This window comes from Algoriphagus oliviformis, assembly GCF_017254915.1.
GTDB classification, from domain to species: Bacteria; Bacteroidota; Bacteroidia; order Cytophagales; family Cyclobacteriaceae; genus Algoriphagus; species Algoriphagus oliviformis.
The window spans coordinates 304350-321426 of record NZ_JAFKCT010000003.1 but is presented as its reverse complement, the minus strand read 5'-3'; the positions used below and the strand labels follow the sequence as shown (position 1 = coordinate 321426).

At 51.9% G+C, this 17077-nt stretch carries 21 protein-coding genes and 1 riboswitch; of the genes, 6 read left to right on the top strand and 15 right to left on the bottom strand.

The window, feature by feature from the left end:
- Positions 1-160: 160 nt before the first annotated feature.
- On the top strand, positions 161-985 hold the full coding sequence (locus J0A68_RS09615) for a cyclase family protein (protein ID WP_206577996.1): 825 nt from the start codon (positions 161-163) through the stop codon (positions 983-985).
- Between the two features lie 93 nt (positions 986-1078).
- Here J0A68_RS09615 and J0A68_RS09610 read toward each other — a convergent pair whose 3' ends face one another.
- Together J0A68_RS09610 and J0A68_RS09605 are read right to left on the bottom strand one after the other, a co-directional pair.
- Positions 1079-1597, bottom strand: a complete 519-nt coding sequence (locus J0A68_RS09610) for a hypothetical protein (protein WP_206577995.1) — start codon at positions 1595-1597, stop codon at positions 1079-1081.
- A 149-nt stretch (positions 1598-1746) separates the two neighbouring features.
- The gene (locus tag J0A68_RS09605; protein ID WP_206577994.1) at positions 1747-2838 is read right to left on the bottom strand and encodes a serine hydrolase domain-containing protein; all 1092 of its coding nucleotides are present in this window, start codon (positions 2836-2838) and stop codon (positions 1747-1749) included.
- A 344-nt stretch (positions 2839-3182) separates the two neighbouring features.
- Positions 3183-3276: riboswitch (TPP riboswitch) on the top strand.
- A gap of 44 nt (positions 3277-3320) precedes the next feature.
- On the opposite strand from J0A68_RS09605, the gene J0A68_RS09600 reads away from it, so the two are divergent.
- Genes J0A68_RS09600 through J0A68_RS09580 form a run of 5 tightly spaced genes read left to right on the top strand, consistent with a single transcriptional unit; the run spans position 3321 to position 6627 of the window.
- Positions 3321-4046 carry a class I SAM-dependent methyltransferase gene (locus J0A68_RS09600; RefSeq protein ID WP_206577993.1) on the top strand — a complete coding sequence of 242 codons (726 nt, stop codon included), beginning with the start codon at positions 3321-3323 and terminating at the stop codon, positions 4044-4046.
- Positions 4046-5110: an AIR synthase family protein gene (locus tag J0A68_RS09595; RefSeq protein ID WP_206577992.1), complete on the top strand. Its 1065-nt coding sequence runs from the start codon at positions 4046-4048 to the stop codon at positions 5108-5110. The genes J0A68_RS09600 and J0A68_RS09595 overlap by 1 nt, the downstream gene beginning before the upstream one ends.
- Positions 5107-5739, top strand: coding sequence for a thiamine phosphate synthase (locus J0A68_RS09590; protein ID WP_206577991.1), 633 nt, complete (start codon positions 5107-5109; stop codon positions 5737-5739). The genes J0A68_RS09595 and J0A68_RS09590 overlap by 4 nt, the downstream gene beginning before the upstream one ends.
- Positions 5736-6026: a Trm112 family protein gene (locus tag J0A68_RS09585; RefSeq protein WP_206577990.1), complete on the top strand. Its 291-nt coding sequence runs from the start codon at positions 5736-5738 to the stop codon at positions 6024-6026. The genes J0A68_RS09590 and J0A68_RS09585 overlap by 4 nt, the downstream gene beginning before the upstream one ends.
- 55 nt (positions 6027-6081) lie before the next feature.
- The gene (locus J0A68_RS09580) at positions 6082-6627 is read left to right on the top strand and encodes a pyridoxamine 5'-phosphate oxidase family protein (protein WP_206577989.1); all 546 of its coding nucleotides are present in this window, start codon (positions 6082-6084) and stop codon (positions 6625-6627) included.
- A 90-nt stretch (positions 6628-6717) separates the two neighbouring features.
- Here the strand turns inward: J0A68_RS09580 and J0A68_RS09575 are convergent, their stop codons facing one another.
- The 13 genes from J0A68_RS09575 to J0A68_RS09515 form a co-directional block, all read right to left on the bottom strand.
- Positions 6718-7881, bottom strand: a complete 1164-nt coding sequence (locus tag J0A68_RS09575) for an MFS transporter (RefSeq protein ID WP_206577988.1) — start codon at positions 7879-7881, stop codon at positions 6718-6720.
- Between the two features lie 102 nt (positions 7882-7983).
- Positions 7984-8433 (bottom strand): nuclear transport factor 2 family protein, encoded by a 450-nt coding sequence (locus J0A68_RS09570; protein WP_206577987.1) that lies wholly within the window; start codon positions 8431-8433, stop codon positions 7984-7986.
- 40 nt (positions 8434-8473) lie between these two features.
- The gene (locus tag J0A68_RS09565) at positions 8474-9079 is read right to left on the bottom strand and encodes a hypothetical protein (protein ID WP_206577986.1); all 606 of its coding nucleotides are present in this window, start codon (positions 9077-9079) and stop codon (positions 8474-8476) included.
- A 10-nt stretch (positions 9080-9089) separates the two neighbouring features.
- Positions 9090-9650: a YdeI/OmpD-associated family protein gene (locus J0A68_RS09560; protein WP_206577985.1), complete on the bottom strand. Its 561-nt coding sequence runs from the start codon at positions 9648-9650 to the stop codon at positions 9090-9092.
- 3 nt (positions 9651-9653) lie between these two features.
- Positions 9654-10082 (bottom strand): putative quinol monooxygenase, encoded by a 429-nt coding sequence (locus tag J0A68_RS09555; protein WP_206577984.1) that lies wholly within the window; start codon positions 10080-10082, stop codon positions 9654-9656.
- 816 nt (positions 10083-10898) lie between these two features.
- Complete coding sequence (locus tag J0A68_RS09550) at positions 10899-11492, bottom strand: dihydrofolate reductase family protein (RefSeq protein WP_206577983.1); 594 nt, start codon at positions 11490-11492, stop codon at positions 10899-10901.
- 164 nt (positions 11493-11656) lie between these two features.
- Positions 11657-12661, bottom strand: a complete 1005-nt coding sequence (locus J0A68_RS09545) for a PDDEXK nuclease domain-containing protein (protein ID WP_206577982.1) — start codon at positions 12659-12661, stop codon at positions 11657-11659.
- Between the two features lie 51 nt (positions 12662-12712).
- The gene (locus J0A68_RS09540; RefSeq protein ID WP_206577981.1) at positions 12713-13405 is read right to left on the bottom strand and encodes a cyclase family protein; all 693 of its coding nucleotides are present in this window, start codon (positions 13403-13405) and stop codon (positions 12713-12715) included.
- Between the two features lie 29 nt (positions 13406-13434).
- Positions 13435-14313 (bottom strand): TolB-like translocation protein, encoded by an 879-nt coding sequence (locus tag J0A68_RS09535; protein ID WP_206577980.1) that lies wholly within the window; start codon positions 14311-14313, stop codon positions 13435-13437.
- Positions 14314-15186: 873 nt separating this feature from the next.
- Positions 15187-15561, bottom strand: coding sequence for a VOC family protein (locus J0A68_RS09530; RefSeq protein WP_206577979.1), 375 nt, complete (start codon positions 15559-15561; stop codon positions 15187-15189).
- Positions 15562-15582: 21 nt separating this feature from the next.
- A complete protein-coding gene (locus J0A68_RS09525) occupies positions 15583-16026 on the bottom strand; it encodes a GNAT family N-acetyltransferase (protein ID WP_206577978.1) in 444 nt (147 codons plus the stop codon).
- Positions 16027-16116: 90 nt separating this feature from the next.
- Complete coding sequence (locus J0A68_RS09520; protein ID WP_206577977.1) at positions 16117-16335, bottom strand: helix-turn-helix domain-containing protein; 219 nt, start codon at positions 16333-16335, stop codon at positions 16117-16119.
- 3 nt (positions 16336-16338) lie between these two features.
- A complete protein-coding gene (locus tag J0A68_RS09515; protein ID WP_206577976.1) occupies positions 16339-16875 on the bottom strand; it encodes a DUF2975 domain-containing protein in 537 nt (178 codons plus the stop codon).
- Positions 16876-17077 lie beyond the last annotated feature (202 nt).

Sequence of the window (17077 nt, the reverse complement as noted above, 5' to 3'; positions counted from 1 at the left end):
GATAAGAGAAAGCGTCGAAGGGAGAAATGGTGAAAGTGGCGGGCGGCAGGATGGGAGGATGGCTGGAGCTTTCCAGAAAAACGCGGATCTGACCCAAGTTTCTTATTTTGAAGCCAGATGTCGTTTCCCATAGTGATTTTTTCCCAAATCCCATGATGCCATGAACCTACGTGCTGTTTGTTTTTTCGCCCTTTTCGCCGCTGCTTCGGCCTCCTGCCAAGCGCCGAGCGAGTCCATTCCCGTCGATCCCCTAGCCACTCTCGCCGAGCTCAAATGGATAGACCTAAGCTATTCCTATGACTCCTCGACGCTCTATTGGCCCAACAATCTGGAGGGATTCCGGCTGGAAACCGAGGCCGAGGGCATGACGGAGGGCGGGTATTTCTATTCCTCCTACAGCCTTTCCACTCCCGAACATGGAGGGACGCACCTGGATGCACCGATCCACTTTTCGGAAAAAGGGCAGAAGCTGGACGAACTCCGCTTGGATCAACTCACTGGAAAAGCCGTGCTGATTGATGTCAGTGAGCAGGCCTTGGCGGATCGGGATTATCGGATCGATACGGCGGCGATCTTGGCTTGGGAGAAAGTAAACGGGCAAATCCCCAAGCAAAGCATGGTCTTGTTCCGAACGGGGTATGGACAATTTTACCCGGATCGGGAGACCTATTTCGGCACAGCCAAAATGGGCTTGGAAGCGATTCCCGAGCTGCACTTTCCGGGAATTCACCCTGAGGCGGCGAAGTTTTTGGCCGAGCAGCGAAAAGTAAAAGCGGTGGGCTTGGATACCCCAAGTCTCGACTATGGGCAGTCCCAAGATTTTGCGACGCATCAGGTGCTGATGGGACATGATATCCCCGGCTTCGAGAACATGGCCAATCTGGATCAGCTACCCGACACCGGCATCTACATCGTCGCCCTTCCGATGAAGATCAAAGGCGGAAGTGGCGGGCCGTTGCGGGTGATTGCGGGGGTGAAAAATTGATCTACAATTATTGATCGTTTGTTGTTCATCCGCGAGCGGGAGAATAGGTGGTAGTCAAAGTCGAATTTTTACCAATCTCGATTGAGCCAAGTCTCATATGTTGATGCAGTTGTGAATTTCTTTTTTGTATTCCTCAATACTGTTGATTAAACTATTTATATTTTTTAGGGTCTTGTTGTGGTCTTGTGTTTTGGAAGATTCAATAAATTTGTTGATAGCCCTTTCGAAATTTGATCCTGCAGCTTGGTATTGGGAATAATACGTAGAGCTATAATTTATATGGAGCCTACTGATATCATTCTTGTTTTTCTCAAAATCTCTCCAAAACGATCTAATCCCGGATTCTGATTGATCTCGGTTAATAGTGCGTAGAGAATTTTGAAGAGAATTCAGGGCGTTAAAAAGTTGATGGTTTAGATTTAGTGCATACTTGTTAAATTCTATTTTTTTTAAAAACTCGAGTTTCACAAGTTCAATTTTAGAAGTGATTTCTTGAATATCTTCTTTCGTGGCAATATTCTTCCCCTTTTCCGTAAAGTAAGCTTTATAAAATAAAACCCAAAGTCCCAGTAGAATAATCAGAGTGTCCAATATTAATCTAGCTAATTCCATTTTTATTTAATTGATCACCTATATGTTTGATTATATTTTGTACTCTGCCTTTGCGAGTATTCGCTTCAGAGTTTCAGTCAAAACGTTTTCCTTCAGTTGTCAAAATTCTCCGTTTTTCTTTTTTCAATAACTCGTAAATAAAATATAGTTCAGTTTTTCCCTTTTTCCAAAAGGACCTTCCCAAAAACCGGCGCTACCGCGCTCCCTCTCCACCCCCCGGAATAATTCGCCGCCATATAGATATCCCGTGAAGGAATATAAACTACCTGCGTGCCCCAGAACCCAGAATGGCAATAGACTTCCAGTCCGTTGACCTGCACTCGGTACATGCCCATCTGGTAGTCCATTTGCGCCTTTTCGGCATAGGCTACCGGTTCGAGCATGGTTTGTAGCGTTTCGGGATGCTCGAAGATTTTCCCTTGGAACAGCGCCTGGAAGAAATCGACCAGTTCCTGCGTAGTAGATAGAAATCCCCCGCCGCCATAGTAGTCCATGGTGGGGCTGAATCCATAGGTGTCCATGCCCTGAAAATACTGGTGGATGCGCAGCTGATCCGTGGCGGGATCGATGCGCTCGAAATCCGTTCGATCTAGCCCAAGCCGCTCTAGTCCCAGCAGTTCCTTGATGCCTCCGTCCAGATTTTTGCCGGTATATTTTTCTATCAGTTCCCCCAGGATCACATAGCCGGTGTCCGAGTAGCTAAACTGTGCTCTTGGAGGGCCGATGGGTTCGCCTTTTTCCACGCACATGCGGAGCTGCTCTGTGCGAGTCCACTCGTGTGTTGGCGTTTTGAGGACGATGTCGAAAAATTCCGGAGCATGGGTATGGTCAAAGAAACCGGCAGCATGCCGCAAAATCTGCCTGATCGTAATCTTATCCAAGTCATAGTCTTGGGAAAGAATCTGGGCGTGTTCCGAGGAAATATGCTTGGAGATGGGGTCGTCAAGCTTCAAAACTCCCTTTTCCATCAGGCGGAGAATGCTGGCGGCCACATAGGTCTTGGTGACGCTGGCGATGCGGAAGGTTTGGGACGGACTCAGGGAATCCTTTTTGGAGATGTCGTCCAGTCCAGCAGCTCCGCTCCAGGAGAGCTTTTCGTCCCCGGATTCGATGGTGAAAAGAATGCCGGGCATCTTTTCGCTCACTTCGGCGTCGAGGATTTGCTGGAAGTCCTGGGCGGCAGCTTTTTCCAACTGAAAAAAGAAAAGGCAAAAACAGGCAAAAGTCAGTAGGGTTTTCATGGGGCTTGGGGGCAGGGATTGGCTTATGTCGATTTCAATGTCTAATTATTCCGGAATATACTAAAGTAGCGCTGCGATATTGAATGTAGTCAGTGTTGAATACGACGTTTCGATTCTTCGGCTAGTACAAATTCCAATCGGATAGGCGCGGGGGCTGACGCAGCAGCGGGCCAGCGTTCGGCCCCGTGCGGAGGGAGCTTTGCTGCGTCTTGATTTTTTGGTTCTTTTTTATCAAGAAAAAAGAACAATCAATAGAACAGCCTAGACTGATGGGCTTTACTCCAGAAATGAACAGAGGGAATGGTTCGGCTTTGTCCAAATAGACCCCTATATTTGACCATCAAATAAAAACAACGGGGTGCCTGACTGTAAGGCTGAGATCATACCCGAATACCTGATCTGGATAATGCCAGCGTAGGAATTGTCAAAGGCGGCTGCCTTTTACCCTTTCTGGGATGCATCCGGGTCTAGATTTTAGACCGATGAGCGAACTGATCAAACACGAAACATTCGAGGTGGCTCCCGAGGAGCTGCGGACTTGGCAGGGACGGAAAGAGTGGTTTTTCAACCGTGACGACACCGACCACTACGAGCAATACTACGAAGGCCCCTACAAGGAGCAGGAGGTCTGGCAAAAGAAAACCCTGGCTGGCCTGATCAAGCAGGACGAGCGGGTGAAGACCCTGCTGGAGTTTGGCTGCGGCACGACCCGCTTCACCCGCTGGTGGCATGAGATCGGTCTGGAGGCGACAGGCGGTGATATTTCCCCCTTTATGCTCGCGCAGGGCGTGCAGCTTTTTCCCGGGGATCTGGTCTTGGCCGACTCCCACCACATGCCGTTCAAGGATCACTCCTTCGATGCCCTGGCCTTTGTGACGACTTTTGAATACTACCTGGATCCCGTCGCCGTGATCCGTGAAGCCGTGCGCGTGGGTAAGTACGGGATCATCTTTGGGATGATGAACCGCAACACGCCCAAGCTGATCCGCCGCCGCGTGCAGCAGGCTTTTGGGAAAAACAACTACTACACCACTGCGCACTTCTATACGCCCGGCTCGCTGCGGGATTTGGTGGCCGAGGCGCTGCCGGATCGGAAGTACAGCATCGACTGGAATGCGACCGGTTTGCCGAAGTGGTTTCCCAAGCAGCAGTGGAAGGTTCCCTATGGAGACTTCTTTGCCTTTCATGTCAAGCTTTTGGACGTCTGATGGGGGCTTTCGTGGATTTTTCGGGTAAAGTAGATGCGCAGACTTTCAAGGAAGAGCTGATGGGACTTTGCGGGGCAAATCGACCCGAAGTGCTCTGTGGACCGGCTTTTGGCGTGGATACGGCGATCGTGGATCTGGAGGGCGGGCAAGCGCTGGCAGTTTCCAGTGATCCGCTGTCGCTGATTCCGGGCTTGGGGATGAAAGTATCCGCCTGGCTGTCTGTGCATCTTTTGGCGAATGACATGAGCACGACCGGCTTTGCGCCACAGTTTGCGCAGTTTGTGCTGAACCTGCCGACGAGCCTGTCCAGGGAGCAGTTTGCCGAGTACTGGGGACATATCCATTCGCTCTGCCAGGAGCTGGGGATCGCCATCACGGGCGGGCACACGGGGCAGATTCCCGGGCAGGAATCGACGATTTCAGGCGGAGGGACGATGTTTCTCCAAGCTCCCAAGGATCAAATCCTCAGCAGCAACCAAGCGCAAGCGGGCGATGTGATCCTGCTGAGCAAGCATGCGGCGCTGTCCAGCACGGCGCTGCTGGCGATGGCTTTTCCTGAGACCGTGACGGAGGCTCTTGGAGAAAAAGTTCAGCAAATAGCCAGCACCAATTTTTGGAAGCTCTCTGTGCTTCCGGAGGCGCTGATTGCCTCTGTGACGCTGAAGGCCAAGGAGGAACTGCGGGCCATGCATGATGTCACCGAAGGTGGAGTGTTGGGTGCGCTGATCGAGATGGCCGAGGCTTCGGGTTTGGGGTTTCGATTGGAAGCGAACCAAGTGCCAGTGCCGGAGGAAGTGCAAAAAGTTGCCCAACACTTCGATATCGATCCCCTGATCTCAGTAGGAGCGGGCGCGATGCTAATGACGGTGAAGGCGGGTTCGGAGGAAAAGCTGATCCGGGCTTTGGAGGAAAAAGGAATTCCAGCGACTCGGATTGGGGTTTTTACAGAGCAAAAGAACGGACTGCTTGTCGATGCGGAAGGTCAGGTTTCCGAGGCGGAATTTGACGGCCAAGACCCGTATTGGGCAGCATTTTTCAAAGCAGTGAAAGAAGGAAAGCGATGAACAAACTACAAGGAATCTATCTCGTTCTCGATCCCGCAAAGGGGGAAAAGGCTTTGCTTTCCAGCCTGAGGCAGGCGCTGGAAGGAGGTGTGGGATTGGTGCAAATTTGGAACCATTGGCCGGAGGCTTTTTCCCAAAAAGACAAGACCGAACTGTCAAAAAAGATCCAAGCCGTAGCGGCGGAATTTGCAGTACCCGTGCTGATCAATCAGGACTGGGAGCTCGCCTTGGAAGCGGAGCTGGACGGGGTGCATTTTGATCACATTCCGGAGAAATGGGGCTTGATCCAAGCCAAGCTCGAAGCTAAACTCATCGGGATCACGGTTGGGAACGACCTGGATCTCGTCCGCTGGGCGGAGGAAAACAGGCTATCCTACATCAGCTTTTGCTCGGTATTTCCATCGAGTTCGGTCGATACCTGTGAGCTGGTGCAGCCGGAAAGCATCCAAAAAGCCCGCGAGATCACCACGCTTCCGATCTTTCTTTCCGGGGGAATCCGGCCGGAAAATATCTCGCAGCTCGGCGGTTATTCCTTCGAAGGAGTCGCCGTCATCTCCGGAATCCTAGGCGCGGAAGACCCCAAACAAGCCGCCCAAGCCTATCTACATCAACTCAAGACCAAAGCATGAACCGTAAACTACTAGATAAACTCTGCTGTCCTTTCGACAAAAGCGACCTGCAAGTCCAAGTCTTCCACGAAACAGAAGACCAACAAATCGTCGAAGGCATCCTCAACTGCCCGAGCTGCGAGCGCTATTTTCCCATCATCTACGGCATCCCGATCATGACACCCGACCAGTATCGCGAAAAAGCCCTTGAACTGCCCAGTCTCAAGCGCTGGGGACTGGAGCTGGACGTGGACCGGGAGTCTTTTCGATTGGAAAAGCCGCTGGCACAGAAGGAACTCGAGGGGTAAGCTTTGGCTCTTGCGGGTTGATTTGGTATTTTTCCAAAGACTAGAAAAGAAAACCATGGGCAAGCAATTGGACTCCATCACAGAGGAACTGGCGGACTTTATTTCCTCCCAAAAGGTCTTCTTCGTCGGCACGGCTGCGGGCGAGGGTCGCGTGAATGTCTCACCCAAGGGCACGGATTCCTTTCGGGTGATCGGGCCAAATAAGGTCGTGTGGGTCAATCTGACCGGAAGCGGCAACGAAACTGCCGCTCACCTGCTGCTCAATCCGCGGATGACGGTGATGTTTTGCGCTTTTGAGGGCAAGCCCCTCATCCTGCGTCTGTACGGCGACGCGCGGATCTTTCACCAAAGAGACCCGGAGTTTGGGGACTACATTGGCCTTTTTCCGCCCAATGCCGGTTCGAGGCAGATCATCGAGATGGACGTGGACTTGGTGCAGACCAGCTGCGGCTTTGCAGTGCCGTTTATGGATTTCAAAGAAGAGCGCGAGACCTTAAATGCCTGGTCGGCCAAGCAGGGCAAGGAAGGGATAGCCGAATACTGGGAAAGGAAAAATACCCAAAGCATCGATGGCTTTGAGACGGGGATCTTGGGGGAGTGAAAGGGGGCGGAGACTTAGTCTTTCTTTCCCACAGATTTACGCAGAAAAAGACACAGAGTCACACAGATTTTGGCAATACCTTACTGCTTTCTACGTGGTTGCCCGAACATTCCTGTTCATCCATTTCGTCACTAAAAACATCAGCCCCAGAAAAATTCCCAAAAAGCCCAGCAGAAAGCCCTGTCCGGTGAGTATGGCCAGTTTGCCAAAAAGAAATGGCATCAGCGTGATGCCCACATACGCGCTGGCCATCTGCATTCCCATGATGGCTTGGGAGTGTTTTTCGCCAAAGTTGGCCGGAGTCTCGTGCAGTAGGCTGGGGAAGATGGGCGCGCAGCCCAGTCCAACCAGCAAGAATCCCGGAAACAGCGTGGCGGAGTGGGGCAGAGCCAGCAGCAAGATCCCCAAGCCGATCACTCCCTGACCGAGGTATACGAGTTGGCGGTTGGAAAAAAATCGGGTCAAAAAGCCAGAAAGAAACCTCCCCAGCGTGATGCCCAGATAGTAGAGCGAAACCAGTCTGGCGGCCTGGTCGGCGTCCATTTTCCGCTCAAAAACCAAGTAGCTTGCTCCCCAGAGTCCAAAAGTTGCCTCGATGCTGCAATAGCAAAAGAAGACCAACAGGGCCTGTTTTAGGCCGGGAAGGGAGAGCAGGCTGGAGCGGGAGGCGGACCGTTCTTCGTAGTTGTCTTGTTCAGTTACCTTGCTTTTCACCCAAAGCGGAAGCGATGCCAGCAGGATCAGCACCAAGGCCAACTGGATCCATGCCACGGTCTGGTAGCCGTCCGACCAGGTGTGTCCTTTGGCCAAGTGACCCGCGACGATGATGGGTCCGATGGCAGCGCCGACTCCCCAGAAGCTGTGGAGCCAGTTCATGTGGCGCGCCTTATAGTGCAGGGCGACGTAGTTGTTCAGCGCGGCATCCACGCTACCGGCGCCGAGACCAAGCGGGATGGCCAGAAGGCAGAGGAAGGCGAAATGCTGAGAGTAGGAAAATCTCAGCAAAGCCAAAGCCGTCATCGCGACACTGGCCGTAGTCACGGCGGCGACTCCAAACCGCGAGATGGTTTTTCCACTCAGCAGACTGGACACCACCGTGCCTGCCGCCACGATCATCGAGATGATCCCCGCATAGTCCACCGGCACGCCCAATTCTCCAAACATTGCCGGCCAGGCCGAACCCAACAGCGAATCCGGCAAGCCCAGGCTGATAAAAGCCAGGTAGATGACAAGGAGCAGGAGGAGTTTTTTCAAGTGTCAGCAGTTGTAAAAGTGGGTTGCGCCCCTGAGTAAAACTATGGCTCAAGACGCTGGGAAGCGGAGACTGGCGGTCGAGTGTGGACTGTTGACGAAAAGCTATTTGACCTCTTCATCCGGCACCGCCATGGTATGGTTGGCCAGCAGCTTGTATTCCCCGTTTACTTTGACATAAGTCCGCATGAAGTGATAGGTCACCGGACTCGGCGGTCTATCCACAACCGTGAAGCCACTGACTACGGCTGTTTCGCCCAGAATGATCACCTGTTGGTCTCTGGACGCCCTGCCCTTGGTGTTGTCGGCCTGGCCCGCCTGAATCCGCTTGGCACGGGCTACGGCTTTAGCCTTGTCGTCAATCGTCCCAGCGTGGTTGTGCACCCAGATGAAGTCTTCGGCCAGGAGGTTTTCCAAAAAGTCCACATCCGATTCCAAAAGGGCTTTTTCCCAAGCCAAATCCAGTTGGATCAGGGCTTTTTCCTCCTGGCTTTGCGCGAGCAAGAGCGGGAGTGAAAGAAACATAAGGCAGAGTGAAAGCAGGGCTTTTTTCATTGTTTTTGGGTTGAAAGTGGAGCGATGTCAGTCCAGGCTGTCACCAGAGCAGTTTCCTTAAATCTACCAATTTATCCGGCTTGGGCAGGGTCGTTGGGAAATCATCGTCTTTGGAATAGATGAGTTCCTCCGCTGTCCCGAGATGCTGGAGCCAGTAGGACTGCTCCAGGTAGCTTCGGTCTCTTCGGGAGCTGAGGGAAAAATCCCGCTTGCCGTTCACACGAAACTCCAGGCTTTTGCCTGTCTCCAGCTCTCCCACTTTCATCGCGTCCCGCTCCGGGTCGCCTACCGTGAAGTAGTTCCATTGAAAGTGGAGTTCCATTTTCCCGCTTTTCCCGGAGAGGCTCAGCGGTGCCGAGGCAAAAGTCTGGTTGGCCTGGAGCGCATGGACTTCCAGTTCCCGGGTATTCAGGTTTAGGGAAAAAAGCAGCGTTGCCGGGGCAAGCGGGAGTTCAGAAGTATCCACGTCCTTGCCCAGTTCGATCCTGCCTTCCTTCAGCCGAAAGGGAAGGTGGAGCTTCTGCGGAAAAGGGAGCCAGTCTTTCAGGGCCTGGGCTGGCTCCTCATGCTTGTTCCAGGTGAGTGTCCGCCTCAAGACCAAAATCACCTCCACACCTGTGGGGAAAGTCTGGGGTTGCGCTGCCATTTGTTCGTTTTTAGCGGTATTTGTCGTTCAGGCCTATGCCCTCGCGGATCATGGGAAGGATCTTTTCCAGCCTGGAAAGTTGCGTCGCTTCGCGTTTGGCCTCGGTGATGTACTCGATAAATTCCTTTTGTTTGAAAGGGGTGAACGCATCGAAAGCTGCCTTCAGCTCGGCATCGGAGTCAAGCTCTTCCTGCAAAATGCCCGGTACTTCCGCCGGGGCGGATTTTTCGGGCTTCCAGGCTTTGCCGTCTTTTTCGTTTTGGATGGCTTCCTTGACATACTCCAAGATCTTGTCGGCGTCGATTTCTTCCACAGACTCAAATCTCCACTGCCTCAGAGCCTTGGTTTTGCCCTCTTGGGCATTGACCAAGACCTGGTGGGGGTCGGAAAGAAATACGCCATTGTAAAACCAGAGCGCAAAATGGTTTTTCATGGCAGCATAGCCGACCACATTCTTGCCTTCATAGGTGAAGACCGGCATCCCCCATTTTTTGGTTTCGGTGAGCTCGGTTTGGGAGATTATCTGGTGCAGGATGCTTTGGGCCTCCGGCCATAGGGCTTGGCTAGGCATGGGTCAGTCTATTGTGAGTTTTTTGAAGATTTGGGACATGCTCTCCGGGTCAATCGCATCCATTTCCACCAACTGGAGCGACTTCACCATGGGGAGGGTCGCGGTCTTGTAGTGGAGAAAATGCGGGGTTTGGAGATGGGACTGGTAAGCGGCTTCGTTTTGGTAGATCTCCACGAGGCGGAGGGTAGTAGGGCTTTCCTTTTGGGACATGGGGAAAATGGCCACGACTCCTGGCTCTAGACGAATAGAGGCTTCGGCTTCGACCCGGAGGATCTCAAGATAGGCCGCCAAGTGCTCCGGGTGGATTTCGATTTCGGCTATCCGGATTTTGAGCGCTTCGGTGTCCATGGTTTGTGGACTTTGGGCAAAGGTTTGGCTGCAAAAGAGGATGCCTAGGAGGGCAAGAATGGCTTTTGGGAAAAGGATGCGCATAGCTGAGTCTGGAGGAGCCTTTAGCTGCAAAGTAAAAAATGTTTGCGAAATGAGGGGGATAGAGTCGCCGCCCCGCTTGCAGGGAAGCAGGGCCTTTTTACCGCCAGGGCCGCAAAAGAGGATTTTTTCACCACAGAGATCAGGAGAAAAGGAGGGGGATAGGGTTTGGGAAGAAAATCGGTACTGTTTCCGTGCACAGTAGAAATACGGGTATAAAGCCCCATCGGGGCGGCCGGTGCCTAGCCTAGGGTTTTAACCCTAGGTACCCGTGTTGGGATGTTGTGTCGGAAGTTTTGGCCGACAAGAGGTCAATGGAGTCGTGCAGGTTTCGCCAAAACCAGTTGGGGATTGGGCTAGATTTTTTGCGTTTCGCGCTGGGTTTACCGCGGAGACGCCGAGGGCGCAAAGGTTTCGCAGAGTTTTTCTCCTTTTCCTCCGTGCACTCAGTGGAATAATTTTCTTATTGGATTTTTTCACCACAGAGGGCGGGAGGATTAGGAGGGAAAAGGCCCTGTCGAAAGCCGCTTTTTGTTTTCCATCTTGGTAAAAGAACAGATTCAGAGCCCCATCGGGGCGACAGGTGCATAACCTAAGTTTCAACCCTGGGTTATGGGGTTGGGATGTTTGATGGTCAGTTTTGGCCGAGCGGAGGTCAATGGTGCCAATCAGGTTTCGCCAAAACCGGTTGAGGATTGGGTTATGTTTTTTTCGCTTCGCGCTTCATTTACCGCAAAGCCGCGGAGAACGCGGAGGTATCGCAAAGATTTTTTTCTCCTGCTCCCCTTGAACTCCTGTCGAAAAACAACCGAACGAACCTCAGGCACCGACCTGGCCAGTCTTTACCTCTCCAGCACGCAGGTAGTGGGCGATGATCACGCCTTTGGAAGTCACGATGCTTTCTTGCAGCGAAAATGCCGCCGGAATTGCCTGGTCGCCAAACAGTTTTTTGCCCTTGCCCAAGGTGATGGGGTGGATCATCAGCCAAAGCTCGTCCACCAAGTCATGCTCTAGCAGCAGTTGCACGAGTTCGCTGCTGCCCCAGACGTGCAGATCCAGGCCTTCAGAGGCTTTGACTTTTTTGATTTCATCTACGCTGTGGAGGAAGGTGGAATTGTTCCAATCGGAAGAAGTCCGGGTTTTGGAAAGGGCATATTTGGCGACCTCGTTGATTCCAGGCCAGTATTGCGCATGCTCGGGCCAATAATTTTCCCAGATCTCAAAAGTCTTCCTTCCCAGCAGTTGATCTGAGGGCTTCATGATCTTTTCCATGGCTTGGTTGGAGACTTCATCATCATACGGGGCTACCCAGCCTCCGTACTTGAAATCTTCGGCAGGATCTTCTTCTGGTCCACCCGGCGCCTGAATGACTCCGTCCAGGGTAATGAACTCTAAAACGACGATCTTTCTCATGGTCTTTCGCGATTTGATGTGGAGTAAAACTTGTGAATCGGCGCTTATTCTTGCTAGGCGATTGCGGCAATGAGGGAGGTGGAATACGTCAATGGAAAGTGCTGGTTGCTACTTTCGAAGCCCTTCGTCCAGATAGGTGTTTGTTTGTTGCGATCGGCAAACTGCTACTCACTGTCCAGCAACTTGTTCAGCTCATTTTCCAGTTGTTTTTTGTCTGGCAGGTAGAGTTGGTATTTGCTCACAAAGAGCTTGTTGCTCACGCTTTCAGTCGCATATTCCACCAAGATGTGGTCTTTTTCCGCTCCCAAGACAATTCCGATAGGCGCATTGTCCCCTTCTGTATGCACCTCTTTTTTGAAATAGTTCAGGTATAGATTCATCTGGCCGACATCCTGGTGTGTGACCTCGCCGCGCTTTAAGTCAATCAGGACAAAACACTTCAAGATTCGGTGGTAGAATACCAGATCCACATAAAAATGTTTCCCACTTATAGAAATCCGGTATTGACGTTTTTCAAACGTAAAGCCTTTTCCGAGCTCCAGTAAAAAATTTTGCAGGTTGGAAATTAGTTTCTCCTCCAGTTCGCTTTCAAGATACCTGTTTGCTTCGGGTATGTCCAAAAACTCCAACACATACGGGTCTTTCAAGATGTCTTCCGCTTTTTGGATCTCCAGTCCTTTTTCGGAAAGCGCCAAAACGCCTTTTTTGTCTTTGCTCAGTGCTAGACGATGAAATAACATGCTTTTCATCTGACGTTTGAGTTCTCGGACACTCCAGTTTTCTTTTTCTGTCTGCTTTGTGTAGAAATAAATTTCAAGTTCGTTGTCCAAACGCAAAATTTCAAAATAATGACTCCAGCTCAAAACGTTAGACAGTGTCTCACTTTTTGGAAAAGTGAGGTAAAGCTTGCGTATATACAACAGGTTTGCCCTGCTAAACCCCCTGCCATAAAGCCGGGTAAGATCTCTGGAAAGATGTTCGAATAAAAAGCTTCCATACTCGGCTTTTTCTTTTCCGCCTTGTTCAAACTCAACGATGTGTCTTCCGATCAGCCAATACGTCTGTACCAGAATCGTGTTGACGGAACGTGCTACCTGTTCGCGTCCATTTTTCAACAGGCCACCAATTTGGTCGACAAGGTCTTTGTGCTTTGCTTGTTCTATTTCCATAGTTCGGTTCCAAATATGCTAAAATGGCGAGTAAGTTTTTTTTGTTTTTGCCTACTCAAAGACAGCAACTGCCCTCACCGGCGAACCGGTGCCGCCCTTGATCTTGAGGGGAAAGGCGATAAACCGAAAACGCCCGCGATGGACAAGCTTGTCGAGGTTGACCATGTTTTCGTAGTGGGTAAAGCCCAGCTCCCCGCAGATCTGATGCACCTGCCGGTTGGATACCTTGCGCACCCCTGGCGACATAGTTTCCACTCCAAAGGCGGCGATTTTCTTTTCTCCCAGCCAGCGGGCCGCTTCGGCAGTCAGGCCGGGGCCATTTGGCCAGTTTTCGGTGCCAAAGTGCCTTTCGTAGTGCCGGGTGCAAAAAAGTACCGTATCCCCGGGCTGTATGCCCAAGCCAGCAGCCTGAAGCGAGGCTTCTATTTCCTGAGAACTGATCAGCTCTGACAGGCCTTTGTGGCTAAAATCCAGGCAAATCCCCTCGGTGTAAAACAGGGAAAGCGGCATGGTGTCAATGGATTGCCCGGCAAATTCCCTTCCCATGTGGTTTAGCGCGTCGACGTGTGTACCAGTGTGCTCACCAAGCTCCATCCTCAATACCGCCGGAGTATCGGTGTCCGCGTTTTCCATCCCTTCCCACTCCTCGTGGGTGGCATCGATTCCGATTTTCACTTGGGGAAGGCCGTGGAATACCGGCATTCCTTCATAAATATCCTGGCTTAGATCTATCAATTCCGCCATTGCAATAGTTTGTTATTTTGTGGAAAAGGCTATCTGCGTCCCGGCCTGATCTCCGCTATTTCATCTCTATGCGGAGAGGTGATGACCGGCTTGGACTTAGTTCCGGTTGGGGAGATGAAGTAGATGTCCGAGTTGCTGTCCACCGTACGCGTGTAGGCGATCCATTTCCCGTCCGGCGTCCATCTCGGCCAGCGGCTGTCCACCGTGTTTTCGGTCAGGTTTCGAAGGCCCGATCCGTCCGCATTCATGACATAGATGTCACAGTTGGGGCCGGAGCAGCCGTGGAAGGCAATTTTCTTTCCGTCAGGGGAAAAGGAAGGGAGTGCGTTAAACCCCTTGATGTCCGTCAGCTGGGTCACGGACTGGTCGGTGAGGGAAATCAGAAAAATCTCGGCATTGCCAGCTTGGCTGCTGCTGTCGGGCAGGGAGGTCTGGATGCTGGTGACGACCTGTTTGCCGTCTGGGGAAAGTTTTGCGCCCGACTCCACCCATTCGTTGTTGGAGACTCTGGTTTTGGCCTTCGTAGCGAGATTGTAGAGATATAACTCCCCCTTGGGATGCTCGCCTGCCAGGGCAAGCAAGAGGGTTTGATTGTCGCTGGAGACGTCGGCGATGGACCTGACCGTGCTGTCTCCCAATACCACTGTCTCGGTCTTGGTCGCAAAATCGTAGGAGTGGATCTGCCTGTTGGGTTGGTTGTAGACTGTGTAGTAGACTTTTTGGCCATCGGGTGCCCAGGAAATGTTGTACTCAGTGGCGGTGGAAGTGGTGAGCGCCAGGGTACTGTCGCCAGTCGCAAGGAAAATATCGTAGTTCCTGTCCCGGTAGCTGGCATAGGCGATTTCGTAGGGCCTGGGAGAGCAGGCGAAGCCAAACGCCAAAAACAGGAGCAGTAGCCTTGTGTTCATGGGAAAAGGGATGAGAGGGAAATGTATAAAACATCTGGGACTTTTGGGCAGTGCAGGGCGACGGCTTGGGTTTTTACCGCGAGGGCGTAAAGAAAGATTGTGTCAAGCCAAAGCCCCATCGGGGCGGCCGGTGCATAGCCTAGGGTTTCAACCCTAGGTTATGGGGGTTGGGATTTTTGATGGTCCGTTTTGGCCGAGCGGAGGTCAATGGTGCCAATCAGGTCTCGCCAAAACCGGTTGAGGATTGGGTCATGTTTTTTTCGCTTTGCGATGGGTTTACCGCAAAGACCGCGGAGAACGCGAAGGTCTCGCAAAGTTTCTTTTCGGCGTCTTGCCTCCTTTGCCTTTCCAAGGTCGCCAAGGGGACTTCGTTCTAGGTATTGGACTTTTTTCACCACGGAGACCAGCAGAAAGGGAAGGCTATATGGGTTTGGCCTTCGCAGTTCGTCAAGCATTATTCTCCTGCTCCTCTGTGGACTCCGTGGTAAAGTAGCAGGCAAAGCCCCATCGGGGCGGCAGGTGCCTAGCCTAGGGTTTTAACCCTAGGTTTCCGTGTTGGAATTTGGTGGCGGAGTTTTGGCCGAGGGGAGGTCAACGGAGTCGAGCAGGTTTCGCCAAAACCAGTTGGGGATTGGGATAGATTTTATGCGCTACGCGCTGGGTTTACCGCGGAGACGCCGAGGGCGCAAAGGTTTCGCAGAGTTTTTCTCCTTTTCCTCCGTGCACTCAGTGGAATAATTTTCTTATTGGATTTTTTCACCACAGAGGGCGGGAGAAATTGGAGCTCAATGTGGGCTTCGGAGGTCGTTAAGCATTTTTTTTCCTTTTCCTCTGTAGACTCCGTGGTGCAAACCCTACAGCCCAGCAAAACCGCTAGCTTGGTTTCCGCATCTGTAGGTTGAAGACCGTGCCGGCCGGGTCTTGGATCCAGTGCATGTTTTCCGGGATTTCCTCGAGCTCGTCGCAGGTCTCCACGCCTTTGGATTGCAGGTAGGCGGTGGCTGCCTCCATGTCGGGAACGGTCAGCTGCAGCCAGGTCTCGGAGTGCGTGTAGTTGTCCACACAGTCCAGCCAGAGGATGTTTGCGCCAAACTTCACCTCGTGCGTCCGGGAGACGGTGGGGTTGGTGATGGGGACTTCCCGCACTTCCAGTTTCAAGATATCGCGGTAAAACGCGACCGTTTGCCCGTACTTGTTTTTGGGGATCTTGATGGCGATGTTGATGCCCGCCTGAAACTCGCTTTGCATGTTGTTTTGGGTTTGGATGTCTTAGCTTTTTAGCTCCATGTGCAGAATGGGGTAGGGCTTGCCGCTGGAGTCCAGTTCGGAGCGCCCAACCACCTCAAAACCGAAGTGCCGATAAAACCCCAAAGCTTGATCGTTCTGTTCGTTCACGTCGACTTTTTTTACCCCAAGATACCGGAGTGCATAGTCCAGCAGGAGCTTGCCGACCCGCTGTCCCCGATGGTCTGGGTGGACAAAAAGCATTTCTAGGTTTCCTTCGGCTACGCCGGCGAAGCCGAGGATCTTGCCGCTGCTGTCCCTTGCGCAGCGCAGGTCCACGGCATCCAGGTAGATGTTCAGGATCAGGGGCTTGAAATAGGCGATGTCCTCTTCCTTCAAAAAATGGTGGGTGGCTCTGACCGAGGCCTCCCAAACGTCTACTACTTCTGGATATTCACCCTTTTTGATGGGGTCTATGCTGGGGATCATTTTTCTGATTGATGACAGTTTGGGATTGGGGAAAATTTCGAGACTAACTATGCCATGATCTCTGACGGCTGTGAAAGTTCAATATCATGCCTAGCGCTCTTCCTCGTCAGGCGCATATTCCAGAATGTCGCCGGGCTGGCAGTCGAGGGCTCTGCAAATAGCCTCCAAGGTGCTAAAGCGGATCGCCTTTGCCTTGCCGGTCTTTAGGATGGAAAGATTGGATAAGGTCAGATCCACTTTTGCCGAGAGTTCATTGAGCGACATTTTCCGCTTTGCCATCATGACATCCAGGTTTACGATGATGGGCATGGCTTATACAGTTAGGTCATTTTCGGCCTGGAGGTCTACGCCTTTTTTGAAGATCGTCGCAATGATGTAGATGACCGCGCCCATCAGGACAAAAGCCTGGCTGTCTTCCCAGAATTGGTGTAGGCTATCGGTGGCGATGCCGTGATGCGTCAGGTTTTTGGCGGTCTGTCGGGCAAGGTAGCTCAGCAGTCCGATGGCAATGGTGTAGTAGCTGACCTGGAAGATCTGCTTGGAAACAAACGTGTGGAAAGGTTTGGTCAAATCCATGGTGTGCATCAGTCGGATGACGGTGTAGAAAAGAACGGCTTTCAAAATCGAAATAGCCAGAATGAAGCTATACATCCCGAAAAAAGCCGCTGGGCTGCCTTGGTACATATCCGACAAGTCCAGTTTCTGGTAGAGGTTTTGGACGACATCCGGCTTGAGCCAGGCAAAAAAGAAATTGACCAGCAGGCCACCCGCCTCGATGGACAGGCCCACAAAGATGAGCCAAGCCACGATGTACAGGCCCCAGAATACGAAGTTGTTTGTTTTTGCCATGGTTTTAAGATTTTAGAAAGATGGCATAAAAGTGATAAATATTTATTGATAAACAATAAAAATGTGCTTTTTTTCAAAAAAAATAGCGCTATCGAACTCGGCAGGATGTGGCTATTTTAGCCGAGCCGCAAAGCCCAAGTATTAAAAGGGGGGGGGGGGTTCAAATCTGAAGGAAACAGCAAGGCGGGGTTACAAGCGCCTA

Excerpts from the sequence above, each read along its gene's own strand:
- J0A68_RS09520 (WP_206577977.1), bottom strand. The coding sequence starts at position 16,335 with ATGCCCATCATCGTAAACCTGGATGTCATGATGGCAAAGCGGAAAATG.
- J0A68_RS09580 (WP_206577989.1), top strand. The coding sequence starts at position 6,082 with ATGGGCAAGCAATTGGACTCCATCACAGAGGAACTGGCGGACTTTATT.
- J0A68_RS09530 (WP_206577979.1), bottom strand. The coding sequence starts at position 15,561 with ATGCAAAGCGAGTTTCAGGCGGGCATCAACATCGCCATCAAGATCCCC.
- J0A68_RS09550 (WP_206577983.1), bottom strand. The coding sequence starts at position 11,492 with ATGAGAAAGATCGTCGTTTTAGAGTTCATTACCCTGGACGGAGTCATT.
- J0A68_RS09565 (WP_206577986.1), bottom strand. The coding sequence starts at position 9,079 with ATGGCAGCGCAACCCCAGACTTTCCCCACAGGTGTGGAGGTGATTTTG.
- J0A68_RS09600 (WP_206577993.1), top strand. The coding sequence starts at position 3,321 with ATGAGCGAACTGATCAAACACGAAACATTCGAGGTGGCTCCCGAGGAG.
- J0A68_RS09595 (WP_206577992.1), top strand. The coding sequence starts at position 4,046 with ATGGGGGCTTTCGTGGATTTTTCGGGTAAAGTAGATGCGCAGACTTTC.
- J0A68_RS09605 (WP_206577994.1), bottom strand. The coding sequence starts at position 2,838 with ATGAAAACCCTACTGACTTTTGCCTGTTTTTGCCTTTTCTTTTTTCAG.
- J0A68_RS09540 (WP_206577981.1), bottom strand. The coding sequence starts at position 13,405 with ATGGCGGAATTGATAGATCTAAGCCAGGATATTTATGAAGGAATGCCG.
- J0A68_RS09590 (WP_206577991.1), top strand. The coding sequence starts at position 5,107 with ATGAACAAACTACAAGGAATCTATCTCGTTCTCGATCCCGCAAAGGGG.
- J0A68_RS09610 (WP_206577995.1), bottom strand. The coding sequence starts at position 1,597 with ATGGAATTAGCTAGATTAATATTGGACACTCTGATTATTCTACTGGGA.
- J0A68_RS09585 (WP_206577990.1), top strand. The coding sequence starts at position 5,736 with ATGAACCGTAAACTACTAGATAAACTCTGCTGTCCTTTCGACAAAAGC.
- J0A68_RS09545 (WP_206577982.1), bottom strand. The coding sequence starts at position 12,661 with ATGGAAATAGAACAAGCAAAGCACAAAGACCTTGTCGACCAAATTGGT.
- J0A68_RS09560 (WP_206577985.1), bottom strand. The coding sequence starts at position 9,650 with ATGCCTAGCCAAGCCCTATGGCCGGAGGCCCAAAGCATCCTGCACCAG.
- J0A68_RS09515 (WP_206577976.1), bottom strand. The coding sequence starts at position 16,875 with ATGGCAAAAACAAACAACTTCGTATTCTGGGGCCTGTACATCGTGGCT.
- J0A68_RS09525 (WP_206577978.1), bottom strand. The coding sequence starts at position 16,026 with ATGATCCCCAGCATAGACCCCATCAAAAAGGGTGAATATCCAGAAGTA.
- J0A68_RS09615 (WP_206577996.1), top strand. The coding sequence starts at position 161 with ATGAACCTACGTGCTGTTTGTTTTTTCGCCCTTTTCGCCGCTGCTTCG.
- J0A68_RS09555 (WP_206577984.1), bottom strand. The coding sequence starts at position 10,082 with ATGCGCATCCTTTTCCCAAAAGCCATTCTTGCCCTCCTAGGCATCCTC.
- J0A68_RS09570 (WP_206577987.1), bottom strand. The coding sequence starts at position 8,433 with ATGAAAAAAGCCCTGCTTTCACTCTGCCTTATGTTTCTTTCACTCCCG.
- J0A68_RS09535 (WP_206577980.1), bottom strand. The coding sequence starts at position 14,313 with ATGAACACAAGGCTACTGCTCCTGTTTTTGGCGTTTGGCTTCGCCTGC.